This window comes from Roseibium sp. AS2, assembly GCF_038900065.1.
Taxonomy (GTDB): Bacteria; Pseudomonadota; Alphaproteobacteria; order Rhizobiales; family Stappiaceae; genus Roseibium.
Map to the genome: position 1 here is coordinate 97,938 of NZ_JBBMQN010000007.1, position 18,602 is coordinate 116,539.

Here is an 18,602-nt window from a genome sequence, read left to right on the forward strand (position 1 = left end):
AGAGAGACCCGCCCAGACATTGCGGAAAGGCACTCCGATGCATGACTTCTTCGATCGCCTGCAACAACTCGGCGTCGTTGAAACTCCGGTCAGAACACAAGCCAGGCCGCCAGACGTCACGAAATATCTGAACGGCTGCGCACTCGGAACCGGCGGATCACTGGACGGGGTAGACCATCTCTTCTCGCTCGATCCGGGCCTGGTGAACATGGATGCGAGCACGGTCGGCGCTCCCCTGCGCGGTCTGCATGAGGCAGACGAGCCGATCTGCAGCACATTCGGCGGGATCCGCGCCAATCTTGCGCAGAGTTTCGGCTGCGAGACGGACGAGATCGCGATCACCAACAGCACCACGGATTCAATCTCCAAGATCCTGCTGGGACTGGACCTTTCCCCCGGAGACGAAGTTGTTGTGACGGACAACGAGCATTTCGGCAGTCTTGCGCCGCTGGCGGTTCTGCGCGACCGGCTGGGCATTCGTCTGAAAGTCGTGACGCTCCCCTTCGGCCACGATCAGACCGCAGAGGACATTCTGGCGCGGTTTGAACAACAGGTGTCCGACAGCACCAGGCTGGTTCTGTTCTCGGCGCTGACCGCCAATCTCGGTACGCGGCTGCCGGTCCGGGAAATCGCGGGTCTGGCACAGCGGCACGGCGCGATTACACTGGTCGACGCTGCTCATGTGCCCGGCATGCTGGATATCGACTTTCACGACTGGGGTGCCGATTTCGCGGCCGGTTCCGGAAACAAGTGGCAATGCGGTCCGCCCGGCACGGGTCTCGTCTACATTCGCAATCGCGTTCTGGCGGAATACAACCCCAATCCTCTGCCGGTATTCTGGCCGGCAGCGTCAATCTGGTATCCACTCGAAGGCGGCCTGCCGGCGCGCACCAGCGGCCGACACCCCACCTACGATATCGCGGAGTATGTCCAGAACGCCGGCGCCGCCAGCATCGCCCGGCTGCAGGCTCTCGAGACGGCCTGCGAAATCTGGCAGGCGCTCGGACGCAAACGGATCGAGGCAGCCATTCTGGGTCTGTCGGCCAGCCTGCGCGACCGGATCGTGGCTGAGCTGGGACCCGGGAACCTGTTTTCACCGCATGGCGACCCGAGGCTGTTGAGCGGGCTGACCGCCTATAATCCGTTCCGCGATGCCGGCGCAATCTTTGACCCGACACGGATCGACCGCTTTATCGCCCGGCTGGAAACGGACCACGGCATCATCGTCAAGCGGGTCGATTTTCCGCTCCACGGCCGGACGGCCAGCGCGGTTCGCGTTTCGACGCGCCTGTATCACCGCTCCGACGATCTTGACCGGTTCATTGCCGCGTCCACACAGACAGCGCGTCGGGAGCGCGGCTGACCGCCAGCTTGCGGGTCACCACGGGATTTCCTGAAGGTCAGCGGCTCCGACAGCCGCCGTCACACCAGAAGCCGATGCAGCAATTCAAGAGTAGATGAGGCCTTGACTGCATGATTACCGTGAGGTCGCCGGGGCCCTGCGGTCTGGGTACCGGCATTATCTGGCGGAGAGATACCCATGGGCTTTGTTATCGATGTAGACGGCCACGTTCTGGAACCCGCGGACTTGTGGGAAAAAAATCTTGCGCCCCGTTTCAAGGAGCGCGCCTTGCGGATCCGGGTCGATCAGGATGGAGCCGAATACCTGGAAATTGCCGGACGCAAGTCTCAGATCGTGCAAGGCGGGTCTCTGGGGTCCTTCGGCACGCTGGATGACGACATACGCCAGAAGTGGGACGAGGACAAAGTCGAGACCGGACCTTCCTATGAAGGGCATGTGCCCCCTGCCGCGCGGGACATGAACGAACGTCTGGGCTGGATGGACCGTGAAAAGATCGATGTTTCGCTGATGTATCCGTCCCTGGGTCTGGGCTGGCAGAGCGAGTGCGAGGATACCGACCTGGCCCTGGCCTATTGCCAGGTCTACAACGACTGGCTGAACGACATCTGCAAACCCTATGCGAGCCGCATCGTTCCGATCGCCATGGTCCCGCTGGCCAATATCGAACAGGGCCTTTCGGAATTGAAGCGCGCCGCGGATCTGGGGGCCCGTGGTCTCTATCTGACACCCGTGCCGATGAGCGGAATTTCCTATGGTGATGCCTGTTACGATCCGATCTGGCGCGAATGCGAGGATCGTGGCATGCCGGTCGCCTTTCACATCAGCAATTCACCGTTCCATGCCGGGCGCCAGCTCCACGAGACCACCTTCGGCCGCAACACGTGGTTCCTGAACATGATGTATGCGGTGGATTGCCAGATCGCGCTGGCTTCGATGTTCCAGGGCGGTGTACCTGAGCGTTTTCCCGGTCTGTCGATCGGAGTGCTTGAAGCCGGTTGCGGCTGGATTGCCCATTTTGTCGACCGGATGGACCGGGCCTATGAAATGACCGGGCACCACATCATGAAAATGAAACCGAGCAGCTATTTCGCGCGCCAGTGCTGGGTTGCCGGCGAAACCGACGAATTCACATTCGATTCCATGGTCAACCTGCTCGGCGCGCACAAGTTCATGTGGGCATCGGACTATCCCCACGAAGAAGGTCATGCCGATCCGGTGCGAACCTTGCAAAAGACGCTGTCGCACCTGTCCGAGACCGACCGGGACCGGATACTCGGCGGCAATGCTGCGGAGGCTTACCACATTGGCTAGCGGGCACACCGGAACCGCCGCATTGAACGAGGCATTGGCGCGTATCGAGTGGGTTTATGCCGCCGACAGCGCGGAAGACCTACGGGATCGATACGACGTTTGGGCGGAGGTGTATGACCGGCATGTGCAGGAGGCACTGGGATATACCGGTGCGCAACGCGCGGCGGCGGAACTGGCTCGCCTGCTGCCGGCATCGGTCCGGGTGCTGGATGCCGGTGCCGGGACCGGGCTGGTCGGCGCCGCGCTGAACGCTCTCGGGTTTTCGCGGATCTGCGCGGTCGATCTCTCTCCCCGGATGATCGGGCAGGCCCGCGCAAAAGCGGTTTATGACGGTCACGTCGTCGCCGACATCGGTCACCCCCTGCCCTTCGATCCGGAGTTCGATGCGGTCATCGCATGCGGCGTTTTCACGATCGGACACGCCCCGGCCCGTGCCATCGGCAACCTCCTTGACGTGCTCAGGCCCGATGGCCTTCTCTGCCTGACCTTGCGGGCGGACAGCACGGCAGTGCGTTTTCATGAAGAACTGTCCCGGCTGGAGACGCTGAAAAGGGCGACCAGACCGGAGTTCTTCCCGCCATTTCGCTGTTTTTCCGAAGACACGGGGTCCACCAGCCTGCAGATCGTGCTGTGTCGACGCCCCGGCTCCGGCGCCGGAGACATCGGACCATGAGCAAGGCACTCGCGGGACGGGTGGCTGTTTTGACCGGTGGCACCGGCGGTATCGGCGCGGCGGTCGCAGGCAGGCTCGCGGAGGCAGGAGCCGAGGTTGTGATCGGATCCCGAAAGGCCGGCGAAGCGACCGGCGCCGGCGACGGGATCTCGGGACAGGATCTCGACGTCCGCTCGACCCGATCCGTCGACGCCTTCATGGACAAGGTCCTCAAACGTCACGGGAGGATCGATATTCTCGTCTGCGCGGCCGGCAGTTGCCACAGCGCCGGCCTGGGCACGCTTTCAGATGCCGACTGGGACGACGAAATCGGGACCATGCTGTCCGGCACGTTTCGATGTTTGCGGGCCTGCCTGCCTGTCATGATCGATCGCAACTGGGGCCGGATCATCTCGATCGCGTCCGATATCGCCCTGCTCGGATCGGCGGAATATCCTGCCTATGCCGCTGCGAAGGCAGGGGTCGTTTCGCTGACACGTTCCGCGGCGCTGACCGGCGCACGGTATAATGTGACCGGCAATACGATCAGTCCGGGCTGGGTCGACACGGCCATGGCGCGCGCGGCCATCGGCGATCTGGCCAGGACGGAACAAGTTGAACCGCAGGCATTGCTGGACGCGCTGACGCGGCTCATGCCGCGCTGCAGGCTGGTGGATCCCGACGAGATCGCAAGCATTGTCGTTCACCTGTGCCTGGACACGTCCGGCGCGATCACGATGCAGGACATTGCAGTGGATGGCGGAGCGCGCTGGTACATGGATCGTCTGGAGGTCGCACAATGACAAAGCCGCTCGCCCTGTGGTGCCACGCCCGGGCAAGGTCGACCGCGATGGGCAGAATGATGTTCGAGCGGGGCGATCACCAGGTGTTCGACGAACCCTTCGCCCGCCCCTATTATTTCAGCGATCAGCGGATCAGTCCGCGCCGCACGGATGTCAGCCCCGATCCGGGTCTGCGGTTCGACCATATCCTGCGGCAGGTGCTGGACGCGGCCGCGGACAAGCCGGTGTTCGTGAAGGATCACGCCTATCACGTGGTCCGGCATGTGACCCCTGCGTTTCTCGCCCTGTTCCGCAACAGTTTCCTGATCCGTGACCCGAACGAGGCGCTTCCCTCGCTCTTTGCGCGCATGCCGGACATGAGCGACGAGGAAACCGGCTACGCCGCTCTGGTCACGATGGTTGAGGCGGTGGAACGCACCGGAGAAACGCCGGTCGTGATCGACGCGGCCGACATTGTTGCCAGGCCGCAGGATACGGTCGCCGCCTGGTGCGCGGCGGTGGGCTTGCGCCATCGGCCGGATGCCTTGTCCTGGCAACCGGGAATTCCCGATGCTTTCGACGCCAACTGGTGGGGCGATCCGAGCTGGCACCGGCATCTGTCGGCGAGCACCGGGTTCTCGGAGAACCGGCAGCGCGATTATCCGTCGCCGGACGACCATCCACGCCTCCGGCGCGCCTGTGAGAACTGCCTGCCCCACTATCACAAGCTGAGACGCCTGCGTCTCCGGATCGCCGGCGACGCCCGGGACTCAATTGCGCAAATGCCTGTAGCGGAGACCTGACCATGCTGTTCGAAGACACCTTGTGGACCGGGAAATGGCAACACACGCCCTTTCCGAAACTGATCGAGGGGCGGGTTCCGGATGTGGGAAGTGTCGGCTGCGACGACGAGCCGGTTTCCTCTCTGTGGTGCGCCTGTCTCGCTCAGGCCATGGGCCCGCATTACCGGGAGGGCATGACCGTTCTGGATTACGGTTGCGGGTTCGGCCGGTTTTTCAATTTCCTGACCGGGCGTCTGAATGATTTCCGGTACTATGGACTTGAAGTCGAAGGGACTCCGAGCAAGCACGGAGACGCCTGTCTGGACTATGCCGGCCGCACGTTCGGCGGGGATCCGAGAGCCCGGTTCGGCGCGATCGAAAGCGCGCTCGAAGCACAAGCCATCCGGGAGGCCGACGTCGTCCTTCTGGGCAGCGTCTTTTCGCATATCGACCGGGCGATGATGGACGCCATCTTCCGCAAGTTCCTGCCTGTGACGGATGCTGGAGGCGCGGTTGTCTTCTCGGTGATGATCGGCGATTCCTATGCGGCGACCGGCCCGGGTTTCCTGCTCGACATGGGCCCGGCGTTCTACCAGACCGTCACATATACCGACGCCGACATTTCCGGCTATGTCCGGGATCTGGGGCTTGTGCCGACCCGCGCCGAAACCTTCCATGCGCCCCGCGAAAAACAGCCGCATCATTCTTCCGGCGGGAACATGCAGACGATCTATCGCGCCGAGGCGCCGCGCTGATTGACCGGCATCAGCCAATGGCCTGCCGCCGCGCCGGATTTTCATGTATTTCGAATTGTGGGACAAACGTCTCTCAGCGCGCACCCAGCGGTTCGACCAGAACCGGTTCGGCGAAGGACACCTGATCGAGCCCGTTGAGATCCATGGCTTTTGCGAGGGCCTGGTCTCCCGCCCCGCTGACCAGATACAGGCCGCCGAAGCCGAGCTTGCGCCGGACATGCAATCCATGATCGGCCAGCAGGCGGGCAATATCGTCTTCAGACAAATGCGCGTCGAACTGCACGGTCAATGCGCCCGTCACAACAAACAGGCCGCCGTGTTCACCGGTCGCAAGGGGCAGGAAGGCGTCTTCGTCCCTGCTCTGGGGAGCTCCCGCAACATGCGGCACCACGGCCCAACCCGAGTCCACCAGGCTCTGCAACGATCCGGCAGGCAGGTTTCCCGGAAGCGGAGAACCCGGTGTCAGGGGTCCCGGCGCCCCACCAGATGTGTCTGCTGAATGCGCGGGGCCGGGAGGAGAAACGTGGACATCGTTCACGATTTCCATCCCGGAAAGACGCTTCAGGATTTCTTGCTTGCGATCGGGAATGGTCCCGTCCTCCCTGCCCGCCTAAACACCGGCCCTTGCGGCCTCGACAGCCCGACGGGCGCTGATGCGGCCCCATCCGAACCTTGCATTGCGCCCCAGGATGTAGGGCAACGTGCCGATCTTGTCGCACGAGTCGCGCATCATCTGACGCAGCTCCCGGGCCGTCAACTGACTGTTCACCGACAGCATCAGGGCGGCCACCCCTGCCGCACAGGGCGCCGCGAACGAGGTGCCGTGCTTGAAACCGTAGCCACCGTTGCCCGACGGCAACCGGACGCGCGCGCCAGTGGCGAGGAACTCGAGTTCGCGCCCGTAACCCGAAGAATCGTCGGTGTCGGCCTCCGTGGACCGGCCGATGGCAATGGTATCGGGATGGGAGCAGACTTCGTCGGCTCCGATCGGGTAGTTGCCATTGGTCGACGCCCAGAATACGGGGCATCCCAGCCCGCCGCGTCCCTGCGTGGCCGCGAATTCGATTGCAAGCCGCAGCGTCTCGCTCATCCGCCAGACGGCACCATCGGGCCCGAGCGAACAGCATATCACGTCGGCTCCGGCCTCCGTGCGGCCTTCGAGATCAGGCCGCGCGGCGTAGGCAATCGCGCGTCCAAGGGTCGACTGGGTCCCGACCTGGTCGTTGAGGCAGGAAATCCCCATCAGCTTCGATTCGAACGCCACGCCGCAACCGCCGAAGCCGTTTCCCTTGATTGCGGCGATCATGCCCGCCGTCGCCGTGCCATGGTCGCCCTCCGGCATTCCCAGAGTGCCCGGGACAAAATCCGCGTCCTGAAAGTCGGAAGTTGTCCGGAAGAACCCGGACCCTGCGGCAAACGCAAGATCGCCGTGATCGGTCTTGAAACCGTTGTCGATCATCGCGACCCTGACGTCGGTGCCCAGGGACATGTCCCAGGCGGCCTCGCAGTCAATCGCCTTGTGGTGCCACTGCTGAGCGAACAGGGGATCGTCGGGTGTCAGCCGACCTCCGACCTGTTCGATGAAGTCCGGTTCGGCGAAGGTCACCTTGTTTTCGTCCAGCAGGTTCAGGCACTTCTCGACTGCCGGCGTGCCATCCAGAACCAATGCGCGCCAGACACCCTGCGGCAGGCCGGATCCGGCAAGTTCCAGAAGACCGGCGCGGTCCATGATCAGCTTCCGGTCCGCCTCCCGCGTTTCCGGGTCGAAACCGATCAGCACACGTCCCGTCTCCAGAAGGAGGCGCCCGTCATCGACAAAGACCCGGCTGACGGCTCCGTTTCCGCCCCGCGCCCGGCGTTCGTCCAGGGACGCGTCGAGGAGATCGCGCCTCGGATAGAAGAAGAGCATACCGGCCTCCGCGAACCGGGCGACCTGGTCCTCGTAGCCGCAGGTCCTGGAAAGGAAGGAAGTGGCCGACGCAAAGACGTCTTCCGCGGGCACGTCAAGTCTTGCCCGTGTTTGCGCATCTGAACTCGCGAAAGCACCGCCGCGCACTGCCACGGACACATCGACGCGCGGAACTCCCGGCTGCGACGGCAGTATGTCGGGAAGCGCCTCGAGGCGGGACAGGCGCGCGAAGGTGCGCTCCTTGTTGCTTTGCGAAACCATGACAGCTGCCTTTCAGATCAGCAAAATCTAGGGGTCCGCCACCCCTTGCATCTTCTCCCAGGTTGCGCAGCGCTTGTCGGGTCTCCGGCCGGCAGTCGCCGCCCCAGCAGGCAATTCAGGAGAAGACCCGGCCCGGCAAAAGAAGCACCGTTCCAGAAACGCCGAAATTCGCAAAACCCAGGAACCGCCGGGCGCATGCCCCGGTGAAGACCAAGGTGAAGACCGAGATGAAGACAAGGAGACGACCGTGGCAATAGCCAGCAGCCAGTCAGCCAGCCGTGCTGAAACCGAACGGCGTTTTGAGAGACTGGCGCATTATATCGACCTCGATCAATACCCGATACACGACCTGTCGAGCCCGCGTGCGTCTGCACTCATCGAGCGATGTCACGAAATGATGCGCGCGGAAACGCTATGTGTGCTGCCCGGTTTCCTGACAGAGGCCGCGACACGGGAAATGGCCCGGGAAGTCGAGGCCGTAGAAGCCGAGGCGCGCCCCAACAAGTACCCGGCCACCGCCTATGGCTGGAAAGACAATCGCGGCTTTGCGGAGGACCACCCGCGCCGGCGGCTGCACCTGCGCGATGTCGGCATCCTGACAACCGAGCAACTCGCTGCGGACGGACCTTGCCTCGACCTGTTTCAATTCGACGAACTGACCGAGTTCGTGCGCCGTCTGCTTGATCTCGACACGCTGTATCGCTGGGCCTGCCCAACTCTCGGAGTGATGATCAATGTCATGCGTGAGAACCAAAGGTTCGGCTGGCACTTCGACGCGAACGAATGGGCCGTGTCGCTCATGATCCAGGAGGCGGATGTCGGTGGAACCTTCGACTACGTTCCCCTGATCCGGACTGAAGACGACGAGAATGACGACGGGTTGCGGCGTGTGTTCGACGGCGTTGACACGCCCCGGTCCCTGAAAATTCCAACCGGTGCCTTCACCCTGTTCATGGGACGGCGCTCCCTTCACCGCGTCGCGCGGGTGGGTCCGACGGCACGGGCACGGGTGACGCTGCTGTACAGCTACGACCAGTCCGCGGACATGGTATCGCCCGAAAGCGTCTGCCTGAGAGTGAAACATCCCACAGCCGATCCCTTCATGGGGCTTGAGAGCCTTGAAACAGACCCTTGATCCGCTTTTAAGGAACGCACACCGTGACAGAAACCCCAAGCCTTCCGACCGCCGCACGTTTGACATAGGGGCCGCCGCTGTCCTGCGTCCGCAAGACCTGTTCCGCAACCAATTCAGAGTCGAGGGTTTCCGAGATGAACGAAATGCCCACTGTGCAAAAGGACAACCGGGCCGCGGACGGCGGCGGGTTCTTTGACCTTTACCCGCAATTTCTGGAGACCAGCCAAACCGGCGCCGACAGGGACCGTCTGAACGAACGCCATCGTGCCATAATCGATGACAATCGCGACATCATCCAGGGCAGCCGCCTGCTTGATATCGCAAGTCACGACGGACGCTGGAGTTTCGCGGCCCTCACGGCGGGCGCGCGCCATTGCACAGGCATTGAAATCAGGCCCTACCTGGTCCGAAATAGTGTTGTGAACATGCAAACCCAGCAGATCGCGGACGAACGGTACACGTTCCTGTGCGGCGATGCCCTGAGCACGATATCGACACTCGAGGCCGGACAGTATGACGTCATCATGTGCCTCGGCTATCTTTATCATACCGCTCATATCCCCTTGCTGATCCAGGAAATCTGCCGTCTGAAGCCGGCACACGTCATCGTGGATACACAGGTCGGCGTGCCCGTCGGGTTTCACGAACCGCCCGACTGGCTGGAACTGTCGAAAGGCATCTACGGGAGGTTCTTCATGGAACAGCTCACCAGATTTCTTTCCGAGCAACCACTCATACTGCTGCACGAAGATGAAACCCAGCGCGAGGGCATGTCGGTCGATACCAGTACCAGCGACCCCTGGGTTCCGGTGGGGTATCCGACAAAGGGCGCCCTGGAGTTTCTGCTTGGAAAGGCAGGGTATGGCGCATTCAGATATTACGACTGGTTCGGCGCGGATCTGGCCAATCCGGTGCCCCTGTTCGACTATCGGAACGGCTACCGGGTGACCATGAGGTGCAGTGCAAAGACCTGAAGGGTCTCATACGGCGCCGGGTATGGAGTCCAAAAGGCCCGGTATCTTGAGATTTCCGCCTCGCGACTTTTTCTTTGGCGCGCGCGCTGTGGGAACCAAACAGTGTTTCGGGCGTTTGTTAAGATGATCCACTAGGCAACCACAGAGGTCAGGACATGGGAAAGCCTATTTCCGTCAAGGTCACGCAGAAATTCGATGCGCCGGTGGAAGACGTCTTCAACGGCTGGATCAAGCCCGACAAGGTGCGAGACTGGATGAGTGATGCGTTGAAATCGATGGGTTTGACAGGCGAGATCGCCCGCGTCGAAATCGACCCGAGGATCGGCGGCAGGTTCCTGTTCTGCGACATGCGTGACGGCGAGGAATTCTGCCACTGGGGCACCTACCTGGAGTTCCAGCCTCCCAATCGGCTCTTGTTTACGTGGAACACTCCCGATTCCGACGAGTCAGACCCCTGCAACGTCTGCCTGACGATCGCACCGGATGGCGCCGGCAGCATCGTGACCATCGACAACGAGATCGATGAAAAGTGGCAAGACTACATCAAGGAAACAAAGTCCGGCTGGCAAAGCATCCTTCAGGCAGAGGACAGGATTCTCAAGGAACAGAAATAACACGCCCCTTCCGGGTCCCAGATGACGGCAAGTGTGATGGGACCGTTTCTGGAACCGTGCGCTAGTCATCCGTTTCGTAGACGATGCGCACCGTGGAGCGGAATTCGATCTCGCGGTTTTCGGTTATCACGACGTAGAAAGGCGGTGAGACTTCCACGCCGCCGATGTCACCTGGCACGACGGTCTTTGCCTGCCTGATCGCATCCCGGTAGGTGTCGGAGAATGTCTTTCTGGAGACCCCGACAAAGTCCTTCACCTTGAACGTGCCCATTTTCCGAATTCCTCGTGATGACTGAAAGCGCGAAAAGGCCTGCTATTTGTTCGACCTGTAGATCAGGCGCACGGTGTTGCGGAATTCAACCTGCCCGTCGCTGGTCAGCGCGACATTCCACGGCGGGTCGATCTCGACACTTTCAAGACGGTCACCGAGCGTCGAAAGCGCTTCTTCGACGGCGCGTCTGATCCCCGCTGAAAACGATTCCCGCGACACCGCCACGACATCCATGACCTCGAATTCCTGCATACCGGTCTCCCCTGGCGGACGGCCCGGCCGTCGACGTGGTTGTTGCGGTTTGCGACACGTTGCTGGCGCCGGCCGGAGGTCGTTCCCGCCCGGCCTTGCATCCCGGATCGCCTCGATATCGCAAAGGTGACGCAGGCCAAGCCCCTCCGTCTTCTCTCAAATTGCTTATGTGCCAGGGATACGGCTTGCCGTTTCGTGGCGGGAAAACGTCAACCGGTTGCGCGGCTTGTGCAAAGAAAGGGGGATGTCATGTCCTGCAGGGGCCAGAACCGACAAGACCCGGTCAATTGGCTGACAGGGCCTGACGCGCGACCGGTTGATCCAGGATCGCCGCCATGATCCACGGCGCGTCCGGCAGATCCGTTGCGGCTCGGGCGAGGCGCTCGGCGAACGCTTGCGCCGGGACGTCATCGAAGGTCCGTGCGACCGTGATAACCTCGATGATCGCTGCGTACCATAAAAGAGGCTCGGTCGATCGCCCGCCGCGCAACAGGGGGATGACCGCAGCCCTGAACCCGGCAAGTTCACCGCGCAACGCCTTTTCCTTCAGGCCAATCCATTTGTGCGCGAAGGGAGCGAATTCGCTGACTCCGCAAGACCCGTGCGCGCGGATCAATCGGAACAGACCGGCTGCGCTGTCAGCGGGCTCCTGGGCAAGTGCCACCGCGATTTCACCGCAGATCTTGTCGAAATAGAACGACAGGACCGGGGTGGAGGCACAATCGAGCACCTCCCGCCTGGACACAAGTTCCGGCGCCACCGGGTCAATGCGAAACTCGATATAGTCCAGGAGCATGGCGCCCAGTCTTGCCGCCGCCCCGTTTTCCGAAAGCCGCGTGTGAACCCGCATCAGGTTGTGGCAAAGCTGTAGTCTGTGCACGCTCAACAAAGGCAGGCCGTGCGCGCCCACAAGCGTTTCATCGAGCGCCGAAATTTTCAGAAGCAACGCGCGGGCGCCTTCATAATCGCCCAGGCGGTAGGCCAGATAAGCGTCGGCCGGCGGCAGAAAGACATCCATCAGCATGCAGGCGAGTGGCGACAGGGCGCGCGACCGCGCGACCTTCCAGATCTCCCTTGAAAGCCGTTGGGCCTTTGCGAGGTCATCGGACCTGGCCGCCTGCAGCGTGTCCTTGTGCCATTGCGCGCAATGCTTGACGAACTGACATTCGTGACGCGGCAACCTGGCGGAGACCGTTGTCCACAGTGCTTCGCTGAACTGGCGCAGGGGAGCAGACTGGTCCTCGTTCGCAGGCGCGCGTTTCCCCTGTTCAAAGGCTTCCAGCAAGCCCGGTTCGCCGAAATCCGCCCAGATCATGAATAGGCCCTCTCACCTGCCCCTCTTGTCAGGTTTCTTCCCGGGTCAGTTCCCGGTGGAAGACATCGAAGTCGTTGCGTCCCGTGTGATCCTTGCCACGCAGCAACCAGAGCGCTCTTGGTGAAAACAGCTCCATGTCAATGTAGGAGGTGCCGGGAATGTATCTCATCGCAAGCGCAGCGCGGCGATTGGCGGACCGGTTCGGATTGGATCCGTGGACCAGGAAAACATCGAGAAGCGCAACCTGCCCTGCTTCGAGTTCAACGTCGACAATACTGGTTTCGTCGATTTCTTCCGGTTTGACCTCAAGATCGAGGACCTGGCCCTCCCGCGCCTCCCGCAAATGGGAAAACAACCTGCGCTCGCGGTGAGACCCCGATATCACCCGAAGGCAACCGTTGCCCACCGTGCACGCGTCCAGGGCCAGCCATGCGGTGCAATTCGCCAAGGGGCGGATCGGCCAGTAGTAGCCGTCCTGGTGCCAGGGCACCGCCATGCCGTCGCCGGCCGGCTTGCAGAAAAGCTGAGCGCCCCAGAGAATGATGTCGGGGCCGATGACATCGTTCACGAGATCGACAATATCCGGTTCCCGCGCGATATCAAGAAAGCGCCGGTCTCCGACGAGGCCTTGCGGATTACGGCCCGGTTGATGGATGTTCACCAGCCGCTCGGGCCTGACATCGGGATTGGCCTCTATGACGCTCTCCACCGCGCGATGAAGCGTCGACAGACGGTCTGCTCCGATATTGTGACCTGTGATCAGAAATCCCTGCCGGTTGTATGTTTCGACGTCACTGGGCGAAAGTTTAAGCATGGCTGACCCGATTTGTTCTGGTGCTGGTTTCCTCGATTGTTCCGGGTTTCCCGGAGCTTGTTCCGGCGCCGGGGTGGCCGGGTGACAGTGTCTGACTGCGACTTCGGTTCGCGGCCTCGACCATGGCCCGGGTCTTGCCGATGTATCGGGGGGCAAATTCCTGGTTGGCGAAACAACGCTGGAACCCGGTGCGAAAATAAAGGCCGCCCGCAGTACGGACACCCCGCGACAGGTTCCTTTCGCCTGACTTGATGCGGCGAACAAGTTCGGGAACGTCGCAGCAGATCTCCTGGCAATCGATGACGTAGAAACACTCTCCGTGGACGGTCTCGACCGCGGGCTCCTGTTGCAACCGCCAGTCGGGCCGTTCCAGATCGTCGTATATCGGGCGGGTTGCGAGATCGTAGGCAAAAATGTCGTCCAGCAAATCCGCGTGCGGTGCCGGCACCATGGGCCTAATCGATTGCGTCCACCAGGCAAGAAGCATGTCCAGGACGCCGGCTTCGGTGTAGAAAATCCGCAGCCCCGCAGTGTAGCGCGAGGCATCGAGACTGTCCGCCATCTGGTCCCGGACGGCACGGAGCAACCCGGAGATCCTGTCGGTCTGGGCGTCGATCCAGGTGTCGAGGGCGAGAAGAACCTGTGATTGAGACACTCCGGCCAGCTTCAGCAGCGGAGACCAGATGTTTCGAAAAACCGAGTTCTCGGACAGGATGCGCGCCCAGAACAGAAACCGCATCATTTTCCTGTTGTCGTCAATCGTCATGGCGTCGTGGCTCAAGACACGTTCGAAGTCATCCTCCAGCGTGCGCAACGTGACCAGTCCGTAAGCTGCACGGTTGTCGGCGTAGTGGGAATTCGGCAGTAGCAGGAGCGGATACACCGCGATACAGGAAACCTGTTCCGCAAGACGGTCATACCCCTCGATAAAACCATCATAGGTTTCGCCGGGAGCTCCCCAGATCAGTTCGGCGTAACTGTCCACCCCGAGTGCATCGAGACGGTCCACGGCGCCTTTCCATTGATTGATCCGCATGTTCTTGCGGCCCATGTGTTGCAGCGTGTCTTCGTCGAGTGTCTGCAGGGCCAGGGTGAACGTACTGCACAGGCCAGAACTTTTCACCAGGTGGACCGCCTCGAAGAAGGTCTCCGACTTGTTCTTGGACCACGAGGTGATGAGATGACGTGGGAACCCGTGTGTTTCACGCGCCTGAATGATGTCCTCGATGAACACGAGATCGGCTGCGCGCATCCCGAAGTTCGCGTCACAAAGGACCAGGCTCTCAATCCCGTGCCAGCCGAAAAAATCGAGTTCGGCCTTCAGGCGTTCGCGCGAGAAGGCGCGGACCTTCTGTCCGATGGCCCCGCCCCAATAGCAGAAGGAACAGGCATAGGGGCAACCGCGATTGCTTTCCATCAGGGCCGCGTCATAGCGAAACCGGCCAGCGGCGTCTTTCATTTCAATGGCGCCGGAGAGAAACGGAGACGGTATCCGGTCCAGAGTGCCGATGCGGTCGCGGGGTCTTGTCGTGTGCACCGTGCCATCGCCGGCGGCAAACGAGATACCGTCGATGCTGTCCAGTTCGGTGACACGCCCGCCGGCGACACAGGCGCGCAGCAGGTCGCAAAAGACGAATTCGCCTTCTCCATTGACGACGACGTCGACGCCGCGCCATCTGCCGAGCACCCGTTCGGCCTGATGGGCGACATGCGGCCCGCCGAAGATCACCCAGCCGGACGGATTGATTTGCTTGAAAGTCTCCGCGAGCCGTCCGAAGGACTGGATGTTCCAGCCGAACACAGAGAATGCCAGTATGTCCGGCATGGGACCGCTGAACAGGCGCCGAACCATCTGCTGAAGGGTTGCGCCGCCGCCGAAGTTGGCAATCCTGACATCCACTTCGCGACCGAGAAGATCATCGGCGTCGACCATGGCCTTGAGGTAGCCCATGGCAAGCGGCATTGTTTCGACAGGCATGTCCCAAACACCCTGCTGGACGAGGCAGGCGAGTCGTTTTCGACCGATTGCCGTTTGCTCAGGCACCCTCTCTCCAATTCGAGCACTGGTGATGCGGAATGGGACGTCGGCGATTTCATGCGATGTCAAGAAATCAGAGGGTCAGGCTAAGTCCGCGTCTGGCTGGTGTCATGTCCCAGGTTGCTTGTTTCAGCCGAGTTCGAAACGGACTGCCCGATACGATCCGGCGATCACCTTCAGGATTGCGCCCATGGAACAGCCGCCGAGGCTTCAGGCGATCGCATCCACCTTCCTGTGTTTGCGCAACCGCTTGAACCCCATGGACAGATGCGCCCGCCTGATCAGGGCGGCAGCTTGCAGATCGTCGGAGTTGACGGCGGTCGTGATCTCCTCGATCTCGCCGCAAAATACCTTGACCTCGCGCTCGAGCGCCGCTTCCGGGATCAAGGTCAGCCAGATGCGGCAGGTCTGGTAGAACAGTTTTTCCGAATGATCGCGCAGCGGCTGATTTTCGCTCAAGAGCTGAAACACATGAAAAAAATCGATGTTCAGTCGCGCGAACTCATGCCGGTCCGGATGTGCGCGCAATACCGCTGCCCGACGGTTCATCGCGTCGAATTCCTGCAGCAATGCGTCATCCACAGTCGCCGGTGACAGTCTGCCGGTAAGTTCGTTGAGTTCCAAACGCAACTGGTAAACCTGAGCAAGCGCGTCCAGATCGACATCGGTCACAAGCGTCCCGATCCCCTGTTGCGATTGCAGCAATCCGTCCGCTTCCAGGATCTGCAAGGCCTTGCGCAAGGGCGACCGGCTCACGCCGAACTCCTCGGCCAACGCTTCTTCGCCGAGCTGTGTGCCCGGCGGATAGACAAGCGTGCAGATGCGGTCGCGCAGGACCGAATACATGATCTGGAAGCGTTCCTGTGCGCCGGCGGCGTTTTCGAGCCTGAGTGCGACGTCGGCAGCACTGCTGTCGGGCAAATCGGTCATGCCGGATTCACCAGCGTTTCCTCCAGTCCGGTCAGCATGTCCAGGCACTTGTCCAACTGGTCGAGACTGACAAATTCGTCTGGCTGATGGGCCTGGGCAATCGACCCGGGTCCGCATACGACGACGGACATGCCAAGGGCCTGGAACAGGCCCGCCTCGGTGCCGAAGGCGACCACGTCGCACAGGTTCGCGCCGGTCAGTGCCCTGACGATGTCCCGCGCCTCGTTCTCGCTCATGACGGCGAGCCCCGCCACTTCACCGATGACCTCGGTGACGATGTCCGCATCCGCGCAGACAGCCCGCATGCGCGGCAGCAGATCATCCCGGCAATAGGCTTCCAGCGCGGCCTTGACCTGCTGCGCGTCCGCCTCGCGGACCGGGCGCATCTCCCACTCGACGGTACAGTGACGGGCTATGACATTGCGCGCGGAGCCCCCCTCGATCCGGCCGGTCTGCAGGGTCGTCCAGGGCGGCGAGAAGCGGGCGCTGTCGGCGCCGGTCTTCAGACGCATGTCTTCGGCGAGTTCAAGTATCCGGCCGATGAACCGGGCAGCGACATGGATCGCGTTGACACCCTTTTCCGGCTCCGAGCCGTGACCGTCGGTACCGTGAAAGGACGTGGTGTATTCATAGCAGCCCTTGTGGCCCTCGATGACCCGCATTTCGGTCGGCTCGCCGATAATGACGACCGAGGGCAGCAGCTCCGAGCGGCGAAGGTCCTCGGCCAGTTGCCTCGCGCCGAAACAGCCGACCTCCTCGTCATAGGTCAGGGCGAAGTGCAGTGGCCGCCTCAGGTCGAGAGCCGCATATTCCGGCGCCTTGGCAAGGGCGGCGGCGATGAAGCCTTTCATGTCACACGCCCCCCTGCCATGAAGCCGCCCGTCCGCTTCGCGCATTGAAAACGGGTCACTGTGCCACTCGGCGGGGTCCGCCGGCACCACATCCGTGTGACCGGACAGAACCAGACCGCCGGCCGTTTCGGGGCCCAGGGTCGCATACAGATTGGCCTTGCTGCCCGTGCCGTCGCCGGACACGGAGACCCTGGCCCCGCAGTCCTCCAGCAGATTGGCCGCATAGGCGATCAGGTCCAGATTGCTGTCGGCAGATACGGTCGGAAACCCGATCAGCTTGTCCAGAATCTCACGTGTCGAAGAAAGCAGATGCGATGCCGCCATGGCGCCCTCAGGTCTTGACGAACAGGCGCCTGGGCCTGTCGCACAGGCATTCGGCCGGGCCCGTCTCGCGGATCAGAATGCTCTCCGTGATTTCCAGGCCCCAACCGTCCATCCACAGGCCCGGCATGAAATGGAAGGTCATGCCGGGTTTCAGAACGGTGGTGTCCTCGTCCCTGATGGAAATGGTGCGTTCACCCCAATCGGGCGGATAGGAGATGCCGATCGGATAACCCGCCCGCGCACCGCGCTCGATGCCGGCCGCCGCGAGCGGCCCGGCAAGTGCCCGCGCTATGTCGCCGGCGGTGTTTCCGGCCCGTGCCGCGTCCAGCCCGGCTTCGAGGCCGTCTATGAGCGCTTTTTCGGCGTCAACAAGATACCGGGGCGGCTGGCCGAGAAAGACGGTGCGGCACAGGGGCGCGTGATAGCGGCGGAAGCAGCCGGACAGTTCAAAAAACGTCGCCTCGCCCTCCTGCATGAACCGGCCGTCCCATGTCAGGTGCGGCGCGGACGCGTCCGCGCCGCTGGGAAGCAGCGGCACGATGGCCGGGTAATCCCCCCAGGCGTCGTCGAGGCCTCGGATGGCATCGGCGTAGATCTCCGCAACGAGGTCCGCCTTGCGCATGCCCGGCTCAACCCTCTCGAAGACCCCGTCCATGATCTTTTCGGAGATCCGGGCGGCCTTGCGCATGAAAACCAGTTCTTCGGCGGATTTTTCGGCGCGCAGCCAGTTGACCATGCCGGTCGCGTCGATGAACTCCGCATTCGGCAATTCGTCGCGCAAGGTCAGGTAGGCCTTGGCCGAGAAATAATAGTTTTCGAGTTCGACCCCGATCCGCTTGCCGGCGTAGCCTCCGGCCTCCAGGAGACGGGCGAGATCCTGCATCGGGTGGCGTTCGGTCGACTGAATGAAATTGTCGGCGTAGGCCGCGACGTGGTCATCATCCATCCAGACCGTGCGCCTGGCACCATTGGCATCCTGCAGCCGGCCCCACCAGACGGGGTCGTCGTCGAGAAAAACGATCACCCCCTGATGCACGTAGAAGGACCAGCCGTCATAGCCGGTCGTCCACGCCATGTTCGACGGATCCTCCAGGAACAGGACATCGATGCCGCGCCTTTCCATGTCGGCGCGGATCAGCGCGAGACGGCGCGCGTATTCTGTACTGGAAAACGGAAGATCCAAACCGGGCATGGCCATTCCTGTCATGTTTAGTTGTATACAAATGAAATCACTTCACGCCGTCTGGCAAGCTTTTTCTTCGGTATTGA

At 61.9% G+C, this 18,602-nt stretch carries 19 protein-coding genes; 9 read left to right on the top strand and 10 right to left on the bottom strand.

Translation table 11 applies throughout. The features are described 5' to 3' along the window. Positions 1-37 precede the first annotated feature (37 nt). The 6 genes from WNZ15_RS19950 to WNZ15_RS19975 all read left to right on the top strand — a co-directional run bounded on the left by WNZ15_RS19950 (position 38) and on the right by WNZ15_RS19975 (position 5,645). The gene (locus WNZ15_RS19950) at positions 38-1,363 is read left to right on the top strand and encodes an aminotransferase class V-fold PLP-dependent enzyme (RefSeq protein WP_342894781.1); all 1,326 of its coding nucleotides are present in this window, start codon (positions 38-40) and stop codon (positions 1,361-1,363) included. Between the two features lie 177 nt (positions 1,364-1,540). Beyond that, a complete protein-coding gene (locus tag WNZ15_RS19955) occupies positions 1,541-2,674 on the top strand; it encodes an amidohydrolase family protein (RefSeq protein ID WP_342894782.1) in 1,134 nt (377 codons plus the stop codon). A 22-nt stretch (positions 2,675-2,696) separates the two neighbouring features. Beyond that, positions 2,697-3,347 carry a class I SAM-dependent methyltransferase gene (locus tag WNZ15_RS19960; RefSeq protein WP_342894783.1) on the top strand — a complete coding sequence of 217 codons (651 nt, stop codon included), beginning with the start codon at positions 2,697-2,699 and terminating at the stop codon, positions 3,345-3,347. Beyond that, positions 3,344-4,129, top strand: a complete 786-nt coding sequence (locus WNZ15_RS19965) for an SDR family oxidoreductase (RefSeq protein ID WP_342894784.1) — start codon at positions 3,344-3,346, stop codon at positions 4,127-4,129. The genes WNZ15_RS19960 and WNZ15_RS19965 overlap by 4 nt, the downstream gene beginning before the upstream one ends. Continuing rightward, on the top strand, positions 4,126-4,911 hold the full coding sequence (locus WNZ15_RS19970; protein ID WP_342894785.1) for a hypothetical protein: 786 nt from the start codon (positions 4,126-4,128) through the stop codon (positions 4,909-4,911). The genes WNZ15_RS19965 and WNZ15_RS19970 overlap by 4 nt, the downstream gene beginning before the upstream one ends. 2 nt (positions 4,912-4,913) lie before the next feature. Beyond that, a complete protein-coding gene (locus WNZ15_RS19975) occupies positions 4,914-5,645 on the top strand; it encodes a class I SAM-dependent methyltransferase (RefSeq protein WP_342894786.1) in 732 nt (243 codons plus the stop codon). A gap of 73 nt (positions 5,646-5,718) precedes the next feature. On the opposite strand, the gene WNZ15_RS19980 is transcribed toward WNZ15_RS19975, so the two are convergent. Together WNZ15_RS19980 and WNZ15_RS19985 are read right to left on the bottom strand one after the other, a co-directional pair. Then, positions 5,719-6,054 (bottom strand): hypothetical protein, encoded by a 336-nt coding sequence (locus tag WNZ15_RS19980; RefSeq protein WP_342894787.1) that lies wholly within the window; start codon positions 6,052-6,054, stop codon positions 5,719-5,721. A 201-nt stretch (positions 6,055-6,255) separates the two neighbouring features. Beyond that, positions 6,256-7,815, bottom strand: a complete 1,560-nt coding sequence (locus tag WNZ15_RS19985) for a S8 family serine peptidase (protein WP_342894788.1) — start codon at positions 7,813-7,815, stop codon at positions 6,256-6,258. Between the two features lie 247 nt (positions 7,816-8,062). On the opposite strand from WNZ15_RS19985, the gene WNZ15_RS19990 reads away from it, so the two are divergent. The 3 genes from WNZ15_RS19990 (at position 8,063) to WNZ15_RS20000 (ending at position 10,538) form a co-directional block, all read left to right on the top strand. Then, the gene (locus tag WNZ15_RS19990) at positions 8,063-8,950 is read left to right on the top strand and encodes a hypothetical protein (protein WP_342894789.1); all 888 of its coding nucleotides are present in this window, start codon (positions 8,063-8,065) and stop codon (positions 8,948-8,950) included. Between the two features lie 143 nt (positions 8,951-9,093). After that, positions 9,094-9,924 carry a methyltransferase domain-containing protein gene (locus WNZ15_RS19995; protein ID WP_342894790.1) on the top strand — a complete coding sequence of 277 codons (831 nt, stop codon included), beginning with the start codon at positions 9,094-9,096 and terminating at the stop codon, positions 9,922-9,924. 155 nt (positions 9,925-10,079) lie between these two features. After that, entirely contained in the window at positions 10,080-10,538 is a 459-nt protein-coding gene (locus WNZ15_RS20000) for an SRPBCC domain-containing protein (RefSeq protein WP_342894791.1), read from the top strand. A gap of 61 nt (positions 10,539-10,599) precedes the next feature. Here the strand turns inward: WNZ15_RS20000 and WNZ15_RS20005 are convergent, their stop codons facing one another. From WNZ15_RS20005 to WNZ15_RS20040, 8 genes are all read right to left on the bottom strand, one after another. Beyond that, complete coding sequence (locus tag WNZ15_RS20005; protein WP_342894792.1) at positions 10,600-10,809, bottom strand: hypothetical protein; 210 nt, start codon at positions 10,807-10,809, stop codon at positions 10,600-10,602. Positions 10,810-10,851: 42 nt separating this feature from the next. Further along, positions 10,852-11,061, bottom strand: a complete 210-nt coding sequence (locus tag WNZ15_RS20010) for a dodecin domain-containing protein (protein ID WP_342894793.1) — start codon at positions 11,059-11,061, stop codon at positions 10,852-10,854. Positions 11,062-11,344: 283 nt separating this feature from the next. Then, on the bottom strand, positions 11,345-12,376 hold the full coding sequence (locus WNZ15_RS20015) for a hypothetical protein (RefSeq protein ID WP_342894794.1): 1,032 nt from the start codon (positions 12,374-12,376) through the stop codon (positions 11,345-11,347). A gap of 28 nt (positions 12,377-12,404) precedes the next feature. Beyond that, positions 12,405-13,190: a phytanoyl-CoA dioxygenase family protein gene (locus tag WNZ15_RS20020; protein ID WP_342894795.1), complete on the bottom strand. Its 786-nt coding sequence runs from the start codon at positions 13,188-13,190 to the stop codon at positions 12,405-12,407. Beyond that, positions 13,183-15,234 carry a KedN5 family methylcobalamin-dependent radical SAM C-methyltransferase gene (locus WNZ15_RS20025; protein WP_342894796.1) on the bottom strand — a complete coding sequence of 684 codons (2,052 nt, stop codon included), beginning with the start codon at positions 15,232-15,234 and terminating at the stop codon, positions 13,183-13,185. The genes WNZ15_RS20020 and WNZ15_RS20025 overlap by 8 nt, the downstream gene beginning before the upstream one ends. A 204-nt stretch (positions 15,235-15,438) precedes the next feature. Next, positions 15,439-16,158, bottom strand: coding sequence for a GntR family transcriptional regulator (locus WNZ15_RS20030; RefSeq protein WP_342894797.1), 720 nt, complete (start codon positions 16,156-16,158; stop codon positions 15,439-15,441). Continuing rightward, positions 16,155-17,333 carry an acetylornithine deacetylase gene (gene argE, locus WNZ15_RS20035; RefSeq protein WP_342894798.1) on the bottom strand — a complete coding sequence of 393 codons (1,179 nt, stop codon included), beginning with the start codon at positions 17,331-17,333 and terminating at the stop codon, positions 16,155-16,157. The genes WNZ15_RS20030 and argE overlap by 4 nt, the downstream gene beginning before the upstream one ends. Before the next feature lie 7 nt (positions 17,334-17,340). Continuing rightward, positions 17,341-18,525 carry a M24 family metallopeptidase gene (locus tag WNZ15_RS20040; RefSeq protein WP_342894799.1) on the bottom strand — a complete coding sequence of 395 codons (1,185 nt, stop codon included), beginning with the start codon at positions 18,523-18,525 and terminating at the stop codon, positions 17,341-17,343. Positions 18,526-18,602: the final 77 nt, after the last annotated feature.